Raw genomic sequence first — 14,809 nt, 5'->3', positions numbered from 1 at the left:
GTCATATCGTCTTCTTCAATAAATTCATCAAAACCTGCTTTTTCAAATAATTTATAAAGCTTAACAATCATACTTGAATTATGACCTGTTGCTCTTGTGTTTGCAAAATATACTTTACTTGCCATAAATTTCCCTCCTTTAGTACTTTAAATCATATTATTCCATAGCCATTTTCTATTATATATGAGTCTGATGGTCAAATCAAATTATAAATATTTGACATAATTTTTTAACTCTGTTACAATACTAGAAATATTAAATTGTTTGATTTATAGATTAAATAAATTAAAATAAATTTTTAAATTTTAAATAAAGAGATAATTATAAGGAGGTAATTATGAAAGATAAGTTTTCTAAAGAAGGTTTAACTTTTGATGATGTTTTATTAGTCCCGGCAAGGTCGGATGTGGTCCCCAAAGAAGTTGATACCTCAAGTTATTTGACTGATGATATTAAACTTAATGTTCCTATTTTAAGTGCAGGTATGGATACGGTAACAGAAGCAAGTTTGGCTATTGCAATGGCCCGTGAAGGTGGTTTAGGAATCATTCACAAAAATATGAGTATTGAAAAACAGGCAGAAGAAGTTGATCGAGTAAAAAGATCAGAAAGTGGAGTAATTGTTGATCCTTTTTCATTACAACCAGATAAATTGATTCAGGAAGCAGAAAATTTGATGTCTAAATATAGGATTTCTGGTGTGCCTATTGTAGATGATAATGAAAAATTGGTAGGAATTATAACAAATAGAGATCTTAGATTTATTCAGGATTATAATCAACCTATAAGTGAATATATGACTTCTGAGAATTTGATTACAGCTCCAGTTGGAACTACTGTAGAAGAAGCTAAATCTGTATTACAAAAACACAAAATAGAAAAACTGCCTCTTGTTGATGAAAATGGAGTATTAAAAGGTCTTATTACTATAAAAGATATAGAAAAAGCCAGAAAATTTCCTTATGCAGCTAAAGATGAACAGGGAAGGCTTTTGGCAGGTGCAGCTGTTGGAATTACGGAACAGACAGAAGAAAGAGTTGCTGCTTTAGTTGAATCAGAAGTGGATGTAATTGTCATAGATACTGCTCACGGACATTCTACAGGAGTATTAAATACAGTGAAAAACGTACGAGAAAAATATCCTGAACTAACTTTAATTGCTGGAAATGTTGCTACTCCTAAAGGAACAGAAGATTTAATAAAAGCTGGAGCTGATGTAGTAAAAGTTGGGGTTGGCCCCGGTTCTATTTGTACTACAAGAGTTGTTGCTGGAGTAGGAGTACCACAAATAACAGCAATTTCTGAATGTGCTGAAAAAGCAAAAGAATATGGAAAAACTATTATTGCTGATGGTGGTATAAAATATTCAGGTGACATAATTAAAGCTCTAGCAGCAGGAGCTAATACGGTAATGATAGGAAGTTTATTAGCAGGTACTGAAGAAAGTCCTGGAGAAGTTGAAATATATAAAGGAAGAAGTTTTAAAGTTTATCGCGGTATGGGTTCTGTTGGTGCAATGAAAGAAGGAAGTAAAGATCGCTATTTCCAGGAAGAGGATGAAGCTGATAAATTAGTACCTGAAGGAATAGAAGGACGTGTTCCTTATAAAGGACCTCTTTCTGATACTATTTATCAATTGATTGGAGGAGTTCAATCCGGTATGGGCTATTGTGGTACTGAAAATGTTAGTGACCTTCAAAAAAATGGTGAATTCATTAGAATCACTTCTGCAGGATTGAAAGAAAGTCATCCTCATGACATTACAATTACTAAAGAATCACCAAATTATAGTGTAGATTAATTAAAATCAATTAAATATTTTTTTAAGCTGTCTTTAAATATAAGGCAGCTTTTTTTATGATTTTTTATAAAATTTTTGATAAAATGTTATTAATTTTACAGTATTATTTTCAAAAAACTATTATTATTAATTAGAAAGAAATTAATATGAATATAAATTAAAACAATAAATAATTATTTATTAATTTTTAATACTATAATAAGGAGTGATTTTCGATGAGTGATAGAATAAAAAAAGATTTAGTAATAATAGGTGGAGGGCCTGCAGGTCTGACTGCGGCAATTTATGCAGCTAGAGCAGGTATGGAACCTGTAGTAATTAATGGCCCTGAACCAGGAGGCCAAATAACTACTACTGATGAATTAGAAAATTTCCCCGGATTTCCAAAAGGAATAGGTGGATTTGAATATATGCAACAGGTAACCAGTCAGGCTGAGCGTTTTGGGGCAGAACTAGTTTATGAAGTAGTAGAAAATGTTGATTTTGATGAAAAGCCTTATATAATTGAAACAGATTTTTCTTCTTATGAAGCAGAAAGTGTAATTATAGCTACCGGAGCAGAACCGAAACAACTTGGATTGGAAAAAGAAGATAAATTTAGGGGTAGTGGAGTATCTTATTGTGCTACCTGTGATGGTGCTTTTTATAAAGGTGATGAAATAGCAGTTGTAGGTGGAGGGAATGTAGCCCTTGAAGAAGCAGATTATTTAACACAATTTGGTTCAAAAGTTTATTTAATTCACCGCAGAAGTGAATTTAGGGGAACTGAAATCTTAAGTGATAGAGTTAAAAATAATGATAAAATTGAAATACTTTGGAATAATGAAGTAACTGAAATTCTTGGTGAAGATTCATTATCAGGAATTGTAGTAGAAAATAATAAGACTGGTGAAAGAAAAGAATTATCAAATGTAAAAGGATTTTTCATAGCAATTGGTTATGATCCAAGAACTGAACTTTTTGAAGATGATATAGAACTTGATGAGAAAAAATATATTGTAACAAACAGAAAACAGGAGACAAATAAAGAAGGGATTTATGCTGCTGGAGATGTCCAGGATTCTAGTTATAGACAGGTAATAACTTCTGCTGCAGCTGGTGCAAAAGCAGCAATGGAAGTTAATCAGTATATTACTAGTCTAAAAGGAGATAGTGTTTATGTTTAAATATTTAGTTTAAAATTAAATTATAATTTCCCTTTAAATTATAATTTCTTTTCTAGAGGCTGGCTATTAAGAGTCAGCCTTTTTTGTATTTAAGAAAGGAATTTAGACTTAGATAGAGAATATAATATATAATGAAAGAAAGGAGCAGATAACGACATGAAAGGGTTTTTAATTACATTTGAAGGGGTTGAAGGGTCAGGCAAATCTACTCAAATAAATTTATTGGCTGAACAATTAAAAAAGCTTGATAAAGAAGTAGTTATGACTCGTGAACCTGGTGGAACAAAATTAGGAGAAAAAATAAGGGAACTTTTACTTGATCCCAATAATATAGATATGGATAATAGAGCTGAAATCTTGCTTTATGCAGCTGATAGAGCTCAGCATGTAAAAAAGAAAATAATTCCTGCCTTAGAGGAAGGGAAAATAGTTTTGACTGATCGTTATTTTGATTCTAATATTGCCTACCAGGGATATGGACGAAAACTAGAAATGAAAATGGTAAGAAAAATTAATGAATGGGTTATTAGAGATATCTGGCCTGATTTAACGATTTTGCTTGATATAGATGCCAAAATTGGTCTTGAAAGAGCAAGGAACCTAACTTCTGATAAAAAAGGAGATAGATTAGAACAGGAGCTAATTACTTTTTATGAAAATATTAGAAATGGGTATTTAGAAATAGCAGCTAAAGAAGATAGATTTGTTACTATAAACGGAGAAAAAAAAGCAGAGAAAATTAATTCAAAAATTTTTCAAATTGTAAAGGAGAGATTATTATGAGTGAGGAAATAAAAGATAGAGCCAGTGAAGGTAAAAAAGTAAAAATGGTTGTGGCCATTGTTCATGATCATGATGCTTCTGATTTAATGGATGAATTAACTAATTCAAATTTTCAGGCTACAAGAATGGCCAGTACTGGTGGTTTTTTACGCGAAGGTAATACTACCTTTATGATTGGAACAGATGAAGACCATGTAGATGAACTTTTAGAAATAATAGAAGAAACCTGTAAATCAAGAGAAAAGACAGTTGCACCTATGTCCCCGGTTGCTAATTCTTTAGAAAGTTATTATTCTTTTCCCATGGAAGTACAAATTGGTGGTGCCACAGTTTTTATAATAGATGTAGAGCAATTTATAAAAATATAATAATTATATATGATTAATTTGCTTTAATTTAGATTATATATATGCTAAGATTAAAATAGCTTGGATTTTAATATTTTGATTATGAGGAGTAATAAAATGAGTTTTAAGGATGTTATAGATCAAAAAGAAACAGTTAATATATTAAAAGAGGAATTAAAGGATGATCGGATAAATCATGCCTATCTTTTTTATGGCAAAGAAGGATTAGGCAAAAAAACCCTGGCTATTGAATTTGCCAGGGCTTTATTATGTAATGAAATAGAAAATGATAGTTGTAATGTTTGTAATAATTGTCGTAGGGTTGAGCATGGTAATCATCCAGATTTAAAAATCATAGAGGGTAATGAAAAAACTAAAAACTTAAAAATCGAACAAATAAGAGAGATGCAAAAAGAAATAGCATATAAACCATACGAAAGTGAACATAAAATATATATTATTGATGGAGCAGAAAATATGACTACCCAGGCAGCTAATAGTTTATTAAAAACCCTGGAAGAGCCTCCATCATATGCAATTATCATTTTAATTTCTGAAGAATTAAATAAATTATTACCTACAGTTATTTCAAGATGCCAGAATTTAAGATTTTCAAATATTTCTAGAGAAAAAATGTATGAGTTTTTAGATAGACATAATGTAAAAGAAGAAAAAAGGGATTTAATTATTGGTCTGGCTAGAGGAAGTATCGGTAAAGCTAAAGAATTGTATAAAAATGATGAATTTCTCAATAAAAGGAATAAAATATATGATTTTTTAAAAGAAATCCATAATGTTACTAAAGTAGATATATTTTCGGAAGTAAATGAATGGGTTGATTTATTAAAAGAAGATTTTCCCTTATTTGATTTGCTATCAGTCTGGTATCGGGATATAATAATATATAAGCGTGGAAATAAAAAACAGTTAGTTAATTCTGATTATGAAGATACTATATTAAAAAAAGTAGATAAATATAATCTTAATGAATTATTGACTATTATTGATTTAATTGAAACTCATGAAGGGTATATTGATAGAAATGCTTTTAAAGATTTAACTCTTCAAGTGTTATTATTAAAAATTAAAGAAAAAAGATTGTAAGTGAGGGTGTAATTATATTATGTATACAGTAATAGGAGTAAGTTTTAAAAAAGCAGGTAAAATATATTATTTTGATCCTGATGGTATTGAAGTTAGTGAAGGAGATTATGTTATAGTTGAAACAGCTCGTGGTGTTGAGATTGGTGAAGTAGTTATTGGTAAAAAAGAAGTTACAGAAGATGATATTGTCTCACCTTTAAAAAAAGTTATTCGTAAATCTACTATGAAAGATAGAGCTCGTGATGAAAGAAATAGAGAATTAGAAGATGAAGCTTTTGATATTTGTCTGGAAAAAATTGATGATCATGGTTTACCGATGAACTTAATAGATGTAGAATATACTTTTGATCACAATAAAATTTTATTTTATTTTACAGCAGATGGCAGAGTGGATTTCAGGGAATTAGTAAAAGACCTGGCAAGAGTCTTTAAAACAAGAATAGAGCTTAGACAGATAGGTGTTAGAGATGAAGCAAAGATGATAGGTGGTTTAGGTCCCTGTGGAATGCCAACCTGTTGTTCCAGGTTTTTAAGAGATTTTGATCCTATTTCTATAAAAATGGCTAAGAAGCAAAATTTATCATTAAATCCATCTAAGATTTCTGGATTATGTGGAAGATTAATGTGCTGTCTTAAATATGAGGCTGAAACTTATGAAGAGATTAAAGAGGAAATGCCAGATATTGGAGAAAAAGTTGAAATGCATGTTGGAAGTGGTAAGGTTACAAGAAGAAATCTTATAAAAAAGACAGTAAAAGTTGATTTAAATGATGGTGAAGAAAATGATGAAGTTGAGGTAGATGTTGAAGACCTTGAAGACTATGATACTTGATAGGGAGGTAGTTTTATGGATGATGAAATTTTAAGCAACCTTGCCTACTTTCAAGAAGAAATTGAAGAAATGTCAATGAAATTTCAAAGACTTAAAGATATTACCTATGAATTATACAAAGAAAATCAATCTTTAAAAGAAGAAAATGAAGAATTACGCAAATTGATATTTCAACAGCGTGATAAAGATGATGATGAAAGTGCAAAAGGTAAGGCTTATTCTAATTTAATAAACTTATATAAAGAAGGATATCATATATGCCATCTTAGTTTTGGAGAGAAAAGAAAGGGAGATTGCCTTTTTTGCCAACAATTAATAGAAAATCAGTTTGAGGAGAATCAGGAATAATGGAAGAAAGAAATGAACTAATTAAAAATGAGATGGATATTATTCAAAATAATAAATTCTTCAAATTTGGTACTGACTCTGTTTTATTAGCCAATTTTGTTGAAAGTAAAAGCAGTGATATAATTGTAGATTTTGGCAGTGGTAGTGGAGTTATACCACTGCTTTTGGCTTTTAAAAAAGAATGCAAAAAAATAGTTGGGATTGAAATCCAAAAAAAATTAGTTAATTTAGCAAGAAAAAATATTAAGCTGAATAATTATGAGGATAAAATAAAAATAATTGAAGGAGATTTTAGTAATTCCCGAGAATATATCGAACCAAATATTTTTGATATTGTAATAAGTAATCCTCCATATCTTAAAACAGATACCGGGAAAATAAGTGAAAATAAGTATAAAGCAATTGCCAGACATGAAATAAAAGCAAACTTAGAAGATGTCATTAGAGAAACAGCTTTAGCCTTGAAAAATGGAGGAAAATTTTATCTTGTATATCGAAGTAATAGAATGGAAGAAGTATTTCATTTATTAAATAAGTACAAACTCTCTCCAAAAAGATTGAAACCAATTTATCCCAGAAAAAATTATTCTTCCAATCATTTTTTGCTAGAAGCAAGTTTAAATGGAGGTATTGGTCTTGAATTAGAAAGTAGTATTATTATTTATAAAGAAAATAGTAATGAATATACTAAGCAAGTAAAAAGGGTGTATGGTATAGATGAGTAATAAAGAAAAAGGAAAACTTTATCCATGTGCAACTCCTATTGGAAATTTATCAGATCTGTCACCAAGAGCAGTTGAAGTTTTAAAAGAAGTGGATATTATTGCTGCTGAAGATACAAGAAGAACTTCTAAATTGTTAAACCATTTTGAAATAGATACTAAAATGATTAGTTATCATGAACATAATGAGAAAAAAAGGGCTGAAGAATTAATTCAAAAAATAAAAAATGGTATTGATCTGGCTTTAGTTAGTGATGCCGGCACTCCAGGTATTTCTGATCCTGGTTATGAAATAATAAAAAGTGCTGTAAAAAATCAAATAGAGGTTATACCTATTCCTGGGCCTAATGCTGCTCTTTTAGCATTGATTGCTTCGGGAATGGATATGAGTAGTTTTGTTTTTTTAGGTTTTATACCTCGTAAGGGTAAAAAAAGAAACAAATTTATTAAATCAATTCAAAAAGAAGAAAAAACCTCTATAATTTATGAATCTCCATATAGAGTTTTAGATACACTTAAAGAACTAAAAAAAATTATGGGGAAAAGAGAAATAGCTTTAATTCGAGAATTAACCAAAGTACATGAGGAAAAGATTTATGGAACAGCTACTGAATTAGTAAATATATTGGAATCGAGGAAAATAAAAGGTGAAATTGTTCTGGTTATAGAAGGCCGAAAAGTGGAAGAAAAAGAAGGTTGGGAAGATTTATCAATAGTAGAGCATGTTAGATTATTGATGGAAAATGGGTATACTAAGAAAAAAGCGATAAAAGAAGTTTCAGACTTAAGAGAATTACCTAAAAGTGATGTTTATGAAAAAGCAATAATAATTGATGCCCGAGAATATCTGTAATAATATAACTAACTAAAGAGGTGAGTATTCAATGAATAATTTTCAATTCTATAATCCTACAAAAATTATTTTTGGAAAAGGTCAGGTAGAAAAGGTAGGTAAAGAAGTTTCTGATTATGGAAAAAATATTCTACTTACATATGGTGGAGGTAGTATTAAAAAATTTGGTTTATATGATAGAGTGATTTCTTCATTAAAAGAAAGAAACTTAAATATATTTGAGTTAGGTGGAATTAAATCTAATCCTAGATTAAGTAGTGTACAAAAAGGAGTTAAAATTTGTAAGGAAAATAATATAGATTTTATTCTTGCAGTTGGGGGAGGAAGTACTATAGATGCCAGTAAAGCTATTTCAGTAGGATATTATCACCAGGGTGATCTTTGGGAAATGATAGAAAATGATGGTGAATTTAAAAAGGGGATACCCTTAGGAACTATCCTTACTTTAGCTGCTACTGGTTCTGAAATGAATGCTAATGCAGTTATTACTAATTGGGATAAAAAAGAGAAAAAAGCTATTCATGATTCCAAATATCCTGATTTTTCAATTCTAGATCCAGAAAACACATATAGTGTTCCCAAAGATTATACTGTTTTTGGTATAGTTGATATAGCAGCTCATGTATTTGAACAATATTTCAGTCATACTGAATCTACTAATTTAGTAGATAGTTGGGCAGAAGACATTTTGAAAAATTTAATTAAAAATAGTTCATTAGTTCTTAAAGATCCTAAAGATTATGAGGCCAGGGCAGATATTATGTTAGCAGGGACAATGGCCTTGAACGGTTTAATTGGTATGGGAAAAGAACAGGATTGGGCTTCTCATGCTATAGAACACGCAGTAAGTGCAGTTTATGATATTCCCCATGGAGCTGGATTATCTATTATTTTTCCCAATTGGATGAAGTATGTTCTGGATGAAGGAAAAGAAAAGTTTGTGCAATATGGAGTACAGGTTTTTGATATTAATCCTGAAGGAAAAAGTGATAAAGAAATAGCTTCAAAAGCAATTTTAGAAACCAGAAAATGGTTTAATAATATGGATGCTCCAGCTACCTTAAATTATTATGATATTTCAAGAGATGATCTTGAATTGATGGCTGAAAAAGCTGTTGAAAATGGAGAAATAGGTAGTTATAAAAAATTAAACAAAGATGATGTGTTAAAGATACTGGAAATGTCATATGAATAGAATTAAAATATAGTTTAAGCTAATTTTCACAATTAAGAGATTTATGATATAATAAACAATAATCAAATTCGAAAATTAAGTGTAAGAAGAAAGGATGATGCAGTTGAGTAAAAACACTTTTTATGTAACAACTCCAATTTATTATCCAAGTGCAAAGTTACATATTGGACATGCTTATACAACAGTAGCAGCTGATACTATTGCTAAGTTCAAAAAAATGCAGGGTTATGACACAAAATTTTTAACAGGCTCTGATGAGCATGGACAGAAAATAGAAAGAAAAGCTGAAGAAGCAAACAAAGAACCACAAAAATATGTTGATGAAATAGTATCTACTTTTAAAGAGCTCTGGACTGAACTGGGAGTAGATTATGATTATTTTGTGAGAACTACTGATAAAGATCATGAGAGAATAGTACAGGAAATTTTCCAAAAGTTGTATGATAAAGGAGATATTTATAAAGATAAATATGAGGGATGGTATTGTGTTCCCTGTGAATCATTCTGGACTGAAAGGCAATTAGGGGAAGAGAAAGTTTGCCCAGACTGTGGTCGCCCTGTAGAATGGGTAGAAGAAGAAAGTTATTTTTTCAAATTAAGTAAATATGCTGATAAATTGCTTAAACATATAGAAAATCATCCTGAATTCATACAACCGGAAACCAGAAGAAATGAAATGATTAATTTTATAAAAGATGGTCTTGATGATTTAAGTGTTTCCAGAAAAACTTTTGATTGGGGGGTAGAGGTTCCCTTTGATAAAGAGCATATTATTTATGTATGGATTGATGCTTTGAGTAATTATATTACAGCTATTAATTATCTTGAAGATAAAGAAGAATTTGAACATTACTGGCCGGCTGATGTCCATATTGTAGGTAAAGACATTTTAAGATTTCATACTATTTACTGGCCAATAATTTTAATGGCTTTAGATTTACCATTACCAAAACAGGTTTTTGGGCATGGCTGGTTATTAACTAAAACAGGTAAAATGTCAAAATCAGTGGGCAATGTAGTTGATCCAATAAGATTAATTGATGATTTTGGGAGAGATGCTATTAGGTATTATCTGATGAGAGAAATTTCTTTTGGTACAGATGGTACTTATTCTACAGAAGCTTTAATAACCAGAATTAATTCTGATCTGGCAAATGATCTTGGAAATTTACTGAATCGAACAGTAAGTATGGTAGAGCAATATTTTGATAGTGAAATTCCTGAGCCTGTAAAATCAACTGCAACAGAAGTAGATCAGAATCTCAAAGAAACTGCTTTTAAAACTATAGATATTGTAGAAGAAAAAATGAATGATCTTAAGTTTACTGTTGCTCTAGAAGAACTCTGGAATTTTGTAAGGAGAACTAATAAGTATATAGATCAAACTACACCCTGGATTTTAGCTAGAGAAGATGACAAAAAAGAAAGACTGGCAACAGTATTATATAATTTATTGGAGGCATTAAGGATCATTGGTGGAGCCTTAAAACCGTTTATGAAAGAAACACCTGCTGAAATTTTAAAACAAATTGGTTATGAGAAAAATATAGAAGAAATAGCCTGGAATGATTTAAAAGAATGGGGTAAATTAGAGTCAGGCAATAAAGTTAAAAAAGGAGATCCAATTTTTCCCAGAATAGATATGGAAGAATATTTTGAAGGAGTTGAAAATGATATGGTAGAAGAAAAAACTGAAGATAAAAAAGAAGAAATTGAAAAAAATCTAGTTTCCTTTTCTGATTTTCAGGATGTAAATTTGAAGGTAGCAAAAGTGTTGGAAGCAGAAGAAATTGAAGATAGTAATAAACTGGTAAAATTACAGCTTGAACTTGGGGATGAAAAAAGACAGGTTGTTGCCGGTATCAAAAATTACTATGAAGTAGATGAATTAATAGGTAAAAAAATTGTAATTGTAGCTAATTTAGAACCTGCAAAAATTTTTGGATATGAATCTAATGGTATGCTTTTAGCTGCTTCAAATAATAATGGAGATATGAGTTTACTTACTATAGATAAAGATATAGAAAGTGGTAGTGATATAAGTTAAAAAAGATTTTATAGAAAAACCGGTTAATTTTTGTTAATCGGTTTTTTCTATTTTGTTCAGAAAGGTTTTTATGATAAAATAATAACAAGTATAAATTAAATGGAAAGGGTGATTCTATGAAAAGTCGTGATTCAATTCCCAAGGCAACAATTGAGCGTTTACCACTCTATTATAGGTGTCTTGATAAGTTAGCTAAATTTGAAAATGAAGATGTCGTTTCTTCTAAAGAACTTGGCGGTAGACTGGATATTCCATCTACTCAGGTAAGAAAAGATTTATCTTATTATGGAGAATTTGGCAGAAGAGGAGTAGGTTATAATGTTCATGATCTAAAAAAATCAGTTGGTAAAATATTAGGAGTTGATAAATGTTGGTCAGCTGTTTTAATGGGAGCAGGTAATTTAGGAAGAGCTCTGGTTAATTATGGTGGGTTTAATAAAATAGGAATGAATATTACTCATGTTCTTGATCTGGATTTAGATAAAATAGGAAACAAAATAGGTGATATTACAGTTCAAAGTACTCAGGAACTTGAAAAAATAGTAGAAAATGAAGATGTGAAATTAGGAATTATTACAGTTCCTTCTGAAGCTGCCCAGACTGTAGCCAATGAATTGGTAGAGGCAGGAATTAAGGCAATATGGAATTTTGCCCCTACCAGACTTTATGTACCTGATGATGTTGTAGTAAGAAATGAAGATTTGGCTGTTGGAATTGTTAGTCTTATCTATCATTTGAGCTGGAATGAAGAAGAAAATCAAGAACAGCTGTCAGAAGATCAACAAGATTAATCTTCTTTGCGATAAAATGATAGATATTCTTTATTAAGACCATATCTGCCAGGATTAAAAAGGAATTCTGTATTTCCTAAAAAGAAATAACCACCATCTTTTAAAACAGAAATAAATTTTTCAGTTAACTGCTTTTTGATTTCTTTTGTTAAATAAATAAAGAAATTACGACTTAAAATTAAATGCCAATTTTTTTGAAATCTGTCATTTATTAAATCTTTTTTTTCAAAATCAACATCAGACATTATTTTTCTATTTAGTTGATATTTATTTTTTCCTGGCAGTTTTTTGAAATATTTATTTAAGAGATTATCAGGAACATTTTTTAAAGAACTATTTCCATAGAGTCCATTTTTAGCTGTCTTAATGATTTTTTTATCTAAATCACTTGCTAAAATATTATATCTGGATTTGTCTATTCCTAATTCATGCATTATAATAGATATTGTGTAAGGTTCTGAACCATTTGAACAGGGAGCACTCCAGATGTTAATTTTATTTTCTTTATTTAATAATTTAGGTATTATTTCATTTTTAAGATATTCAAAAGTGTCTGGATTGCGGAAGAATTCTGAAGTATTTATTGTAAAGTGATTTAAATAAGCTGCCTTGAATTCTGGATCATTTTTTAATAAATTTAGACATTCCTGATAGTCGTCTACATCATGACGCCTCATAAGGCTATTTGTACGTCTTTTTACTCTTTTGATTTTATAACCAGATAAATTTATATTTAAAATATCACTTGCGCTGTCTTTGAATTCATTAAAATCCATTATTAAAATCTCCTTTCTATAATATCAGTAATTTGAGCCGGTATTTCATTTAGAGGGAGAATATCATCATATGCTCCCTTTTTTATAGTGGAAGATGGCATACCATATACTAAAGCTGTACTTTTATCTTCAACTATGCCATATCCATTGTACTTTTTTATTTCTTCCATGCCTTCAGCACCATCATGTCCCATACCTGTTAAAATAACTCCAATTATATTTTCTTTATAAATAGGAGCTAAGGTTTCCATCATATAATCAACACAGGGCCTTACCCCCCATTTTGTATCTTTTTTATTGAGAGTTATTTTTCCTTTTTGGTCAAATTCTAAATGTTTACCACCTGGAGCGATTAAGGTTAATCCTGGCTTTAGGCTGTCATTTTCTTCAGCTTCTTTGACATTCAAATTTGATTCTTGATCTAATCTGTCTGCTAATGATTTAGTAAAGCCAGCAGGCATATGTTGAACTATAATAATAGCTCCAGGAAAATCATTTGGAAAAGCAGTAATGAATTTTTTAAGAGCTTTTGGACCTCCTGAAGAACTTCCAACAGCAATTATTGGGAAATCACCTTTTGTTTTTTTGATTTTTCTTTTTGGTTTTTTATAAGTAACAGGTTCAGGTTTTTTAAAATCATCTTTATCTTTGACTTTTGAACCCTTATAATTAGCAGCAGTTTTTAATTTTTGAACTAAACTTTCTTTTATATCATCTATATTAAGTGAAATTGAACCAGATGGCTTTGGTATAAAATCAAAAGCTCCTAAATCAAGAGCAGTTAATACTGTTTCGCGGTTATCAACTGCACTTACCATAATTACCTGGACTGGATCATCCATTTTAACTATTTCTTCTAAAGTTTCGAGACCGTTTTTGACAGGCATTTCTACATCTAAAGTAATAACATCAGGATTTAATTTTTTTATTTTTTCTAAGCCTTTTTTACCATTTCTGGCAGTATCTATAACTTCGAGTTCAGGGTCATTATTTATAGTTTTGGTAAATAATCTACGCATAAAAGCAGAATCATCTATAACAAGTACTTTTTTCATTTTTTACCTCCTAACTTATACAATTGAATTTAATTATATAATAATTTCGACTTAATGTCTAAAAATCCTGCAATATATTTTGAGGTGATACAATAATGGACTGTAAAATATCTGTTTTAGCAAGTGGTAGTTCGGGAAATTCTATTTATGTTTCTGATGGAAAAATGAATATTTTAGTTGATGTAGGTTTGAGTGGTAAAGAGATGGAAAAACGTTTAAACGAAATTGATGTTTCCCCAGATGAAATTGATGCAATTATAATAACTCATGAGCATCGAGATCATGTTTCAGGTGCCGGTATTTTTTCTAGAAGATATAATATACCTATATATGCTAATGATCCAACCTGGAATAATAGTTATAAATGTATTGGAAAAATCAATAAAAAGAACTGTGAAATAATAAAAAATGACTTTATGCTTGGTGATATAGCTGTTCATCCCTTTTCAATATCACATGATGCAGCTTCACCTTTTGCTTATATATTATATTGTAACAAGAAAAAGATAGGTATAGCAACTGATATGGGGTATTTTGATGAAAAAATAGTAAATGAATTAAAAGAATTAGATTTTTTAGTAATTGAAGCTAACCATGATCTTGATATGTTAATGACTGGTGATTATCCCTGGAATGTAAAACATAGAATAAAAGGGGATGAAGGGCATTTATCAAATGATGATACTGCTGCACTACTGCCAAAAATAATTGGTGAAAATGAACCCCAGATTCTTTTAGCTCATTTGAGTGAAGACAATAATAATCCTGAGGTAGCATATATTACCGTGAAAAATAGTTTGCGTGCTAATGATCTAAAAGAAGGAGATGACTATAATCTTGATTTTACTTATCAGGATAAACCTACTAGAGTCTATGAAATTTGACTCGTAATAAAAAAAGAGGTGAGATTTATGAGTATAAATATAATTGCAGTAGGTAAAATCAAAGAAAAATATATTGAAAGTGGAATTAATAATTATATAAAAAGA

At 29.9% G+C, this 14,809-nt stretch carries 15 protein-coding genes; 13 read left to right on the top strand and 2 right to left on the bottom strand.

What is annotated here, in order from left to right; translation table 11 throughout:
- Positions 1–337 precede the first annotated feature (337 nt).
- The 12 genes from guaB (at position 338) to VJ881_07580 (ending at position 11,989) form a co-directional block, all read left to right on the top strand.
- Complete coding sequence (guaB, locus tag VJ881_07635) at positions 338–1,801, top strand: IMP dehydrogenase (protein HKL75922.1); 1,464 nt, start codon at positions 338–340, stop codon at positions 1,799–1,801.
- Between the two features lie 215 nt (positions 1,802–2,016).
- Entirely contained in the window at positions 2,017–2,967 is a 951-nt protein-coding gene (gene trxB / locus VJ881_07630; protein HKL75921.1) for a thioredoxin-disulfide reductase, read from the top strand.
- A 156-nt stretch (positions 2,968–3,123) separates the two neighbouring features.
- Entirely contained in the window at positions 3,124–3,750 is a 627-nt protein-coding gene (gene tmk, locus VJ881_07625) for a dTMP kinase (protein HKL75920.1), read from the top strand.
- On the top strand, positions 3,747–4,118 hold the full coding sequence (locus VJ881_07620) for a cyclic-di-AMP receptor (protein HKL75919.1): 372 nt from the start codon (positions 3,747–3,749) through the stop codon (positions 4,116–4,118). The genes tmk and VJ881_07620 overlap by 4 nt, the downstream gene beginning before the upstream one ends.
- A 96-nt stretch (positions 4,119–4,214) precedes the next feature.
- Positions 4,215–5,201: a DNA polymerase III subunit delta' gene (gene holB / locus VJ881_07615; GenBank protein HKL75918.1), complete on the top strand. Its 987-nt coding sequence runs from the start codon at positions 4,215–4,217 to the stop codon at positions 5,199–5,201.
- A gap of 19 nt (positions 5,202–5,220) precedes the next feature.
- Positions 5,221–6,033 (top strand): stage 0 sporulation family protein, encoded by an 813-nt coding sequence (locus VJ881_07610; protein ID HKL75917.1) that lies wholly within the window; start codon positions 5,221–5,223, stop codon positions 6,031–6,033.
- 15 nt (positions 6,034–6,048) lie between these two features.
- The gene (locus VJ881_07605) at positions 6,049–6,381 is read left to right on the top strand and encodes an initiation control protein YabA (protein ID HKL75916.1); all 333 of its coding nucleotides are present in this window, start codon (positions 6,049–6,051) and stop codon (positions 6,379–6,381) included.
- Positions 6,381–7,106, top strand: a complete 726-nt coding sequence (locus VJ881_07600; GenBank protein HKL75915.1) for a tRNA1(Val) (adenine(37)-N6)-methyltransferase — start codon at positions 6,381–6,383, stop codon at positions 7,104–7,106. The genes VJ881_07605 and VJ881_07600 overlap by 1 nt, the downstream gene beginning before the upstream one ends.
- On the top strand, positions 7,099–7,956 hold the full coding sequence (rsmI, locus tag VJ881_07595) for a 16S rRNA (cytidine(1402)-2'-O)-methyltransferase (GenBank protein HKL75914.1): 858 nt from the start codon (positions 7,099–7,101) through the stop codon (positions 7,954–7,956). Before VJ881_07600 ends, rsmI begins: the two co-directional genes overlap by 8 nt.
- A gap of 31 nt (positions 7,957–7,987) precedes the next feature.
- A complete protein-coding gene (locus VJ881_07590; protein HKL75913.1) occupies positions 7,988–9,151 on the top strand; it encodes an iron-containing alcohol dehydrogenase in 1,164 nt (387 codons plus the stop codon).
- A gap of 94 nt (positions 9,152–9,245) precedes the next feature.
- Positions 9,246–11,198, top strand: coding sequence for a methionine--tRNA ligase (gene metG, locus VJ881_07585; GenBank protein ID HKL75912.1), 1,953 nt, complete (start codon positions 9,246–9,248; stop codon positions 11,196–11,198).
- 116 nt (positions 11,199–11,314) lie between these two features.
- Positions 11,315–11,989 carry a redox-sensing transcriptional repressor Rex gene (locus VJ881_07580; GenBank protein HKL75911.1) on the top strand — a complete coding sequence of 225 codons (675 nt, stop codon included), beginning with the start codon at positions 11,315–11,317 and terminating at the stop codon, positions 11,987–11,989.
- On the opposite strand, the gene VJ881_07575 is transcribed toward VJ881_07580, so the two are convergent.
- Together VJ881_07575 and VJ881_07570 are read right to left on the bottom strand one after the other, a co-directional pair.
- Positions 11,986–12,765 carry a protein-glutamate O-methyltransferase CheR gene (locus VJ881_07575; GenBank protein HKL75910.1) on the bottom strand — a complete coding sequence of 260 codons (780 nt, stop codon included), beginning with the start codon at positions 12,763–12,765 and terminating at the stop codon, positions 11,986–11,988. The two genes, VJ881_07580 and VJ881_07575, sit on opposite strands and share 4 nt — an antisense overlap.
- A gap of 2 nt (positions 12,766–12,767) precedes the next feature.
- Positions 12,768–13,820 (bottom strand): chemotaxis response regulator protein-glutamate methylesterase, encoded by a 1,053-nt coding sequence (locus tag VJ881_07570; protein ID HKL75909.1) that lies wholly within the window; start codon positions 13,818–13,820, stop codon positions 12,768–12,770.
- Positions 13,821–13,915: 95 nt separating this feature from the next.
- Between VJ881_07570 and VJ881_07565 the strand changes: the two genes are divergently transcribed.
- Entirely contained in the window at positions 13,916–14,704 is a 789-nt protein-coding gene (locus tag VJ881_07565) for an MBL fold metallo-hydrolase (GenBank protein HKL75908.1), read from the top strand.
- Positions 14,705–14,809 lie beyond the last annotated feature (105 nt).

The sequence above is a fragment of the Halanaerobiales bacterium genome (assembly GCA_035270125.1).
Classification (GTDB): Bacteria; Bacillota; Halanaerobiia; order Halanaerobiales; family DATFIM01; genus DATFIM01.
This window is presented reverse-complemented; position numbering and strand designations above follow the sequence as displayed.

What these genes read in the sequence shown, in the direction of transcription:
- VJ881_07620 (HKL75919.1), top strand. Translation starts at nt 3,747, where the DNA reads ATGAGTGAGGAAATAAAAGATAGAGCCAGTGAAGGTAAAAAAGTAAAA.
- VJ881_07570 (HKL75909.1), bottom strand. Translation starts at nt 13,820, where the DNA reads ATGAAAAAAGTACTTGTTATAGATGATTCTGCTTTTATGCGTAGATTA.
- VJ881_07580 (HKL75911.1), top strand. Translation starts at nt 11,315, where the DNA reads ATGAAAAGTCGTGATTCAATTCCCAAGGCAACAATTGAGCGTTTACCA.
- VJ881_07590 (HKL75913.1), top strand. Translation starts at nt 7,988, where the DNA reads ATGAATAATTTTCAATTCTATAATCCTACAAAAATTATTTTTGGAAAA.
- trxB (HKL75921.1), top strand. Translation starts at nt 2,017, where the DNA reads ATGAGTGATAGAATAAAAAAAGATTTAGTAATAATAGGTGGAGGGCCT.
- holB (HKL75918.1), top strand. Translation starts at nt 4,215, where the DNA reads ATGAGTTTTAAGGATGTTATAGATCAAAAAGAAACAGTTAATATATTA.
- VJ881_07575 (HKL75910.1), bottom strand. Translation starts at nt 12,765, where the DNA reads ATGGATTTTAATGAATTCAAAGACAGCGCAAGTGATATTTTAAATATA.
- guaB (HKL75922.1), top strand. Translation starts at nt 338, where the DNA reads ATGAAAGATAAGTTTTCTAAAGAAGGTTTAACTTTTGATGATGTTTTA.
- VJ881_07610 (HKL75917.1), top strand. Translation starts at nt 5,221, where the DNA reads ATGTATACAGTAATAGGAGTAAGTTTTAAAAAAGCAGGTAAAATATAT.
- VJ881_07605 (HKL75916.1), top strand. Translation starts at nt 6,049, where the DNA reads ATGGATGATGAAATTTTAAGCAACCTTGCCTACTTTCAAGAAGAAATT.
- metG (HKL75912.1), top strand. Translation starts at nt 9,246, where the DNA reads ATGATGCAGTTGAGTAAAAACACTTTTTATGTAACAACTCCAATTTAT.
- VJ881_07600 (HKL75915.1), top strand. Translation starts at nt 6,381, where the DNA reads ATGGAAGAAAGAAATGAACTAATTAAAAATGAGATGGATATTATTCAA.
- tmk (HKL75920.1), top strand. Translation starts at nt 3,124, where the DNA reads ATGAAAGGGTTTTTAATTACATTTGAAGGGGTTGAAGGGTCAGGCAAA.
- VJ881_07565 (HKL75908.1), top strand. Translation starts at nt 13,916, where the DNA reads ATGGACTGTAAAATATCTGTTTTAGCAAGTGGTAGTTCGGGAAATTCT.
- rsmI (HKL75914.1), top strand. Translation starts at nt 7,099, where the DNA reads ATGAGTAATAAAGAAAAAGGAAAACTTTATCCATGTGCAACTCCTATT.